Annotated in this window: 1 protein-coding gene; it reads right to left on the bottom strand. The window is 28.3% G+C overall.

What is annotated here, in order from left to right:
- Nucleotides 1-554 (bottom strand): hypothetical protein (locus IE124_RS36420; RefSeq protein WP_189514066.1); only part of this gene is annotated, 554 nt, incomplete at both ends.

Raw genomic sequence — 554 nt, 5'->3', positions numbered from 1 at the left:
CATCATAGAAATCGTTGAAGTTTGCCGTAGTAATACCCAGATTATCAGATTCCAAATCCTTGTCAATAATTATACTCCTTTGGACAACTTCTCTTTCCATTAAAAAATCTGAAATCTCCTTAAATTTTAAATAGATTCTGTTCAGTTCACTAACGGGGAATTTCAAGAGAACATTTTTGTTCTTCGCCGACTGACTATAATCTGTAACATTATTGTTATCAGAGTTTCTCGCAAAATTTTGTTTTTTCTTGCTAAATCTCAGCATATATTTAATCAGATTCAAAACCTTGTTGAAACCTTTAATAGATTTGAAACTTCCGTTGCTATTCATTTCATCTCGTAAAAAGGATACGATAATTTCTATTTTTTTTAAAATTTCCAAAATCTTGTCATGAATCAATAGCAATTGAACATTAATCTCCTCATTTGAAAGATTTTTGTAAAATTCGTCATATAATATTACTTCACAACGTTGGAAAATAGCAAATGTGATTGCTATAAAATTCTGTAAGATTTCAATAAAATGATTTGCGAATAAAAATTCTTTACCATTA

It is taken from the genome of Streptomyces narbonensis (genome assembly GCF_014649015.1).
Taxonomy (GTDB): domain Bacteria; phylum Actinomycetota; class Actinomycetes; order Streptomycetales; family Streptomycetaceae; genus Streptomyces; species Streptomyces narbonensis.
Note: the sequence above shows the minus strand (reverse complement) of the source record. Positions and strands in the feature narration are given on the sequence as shown.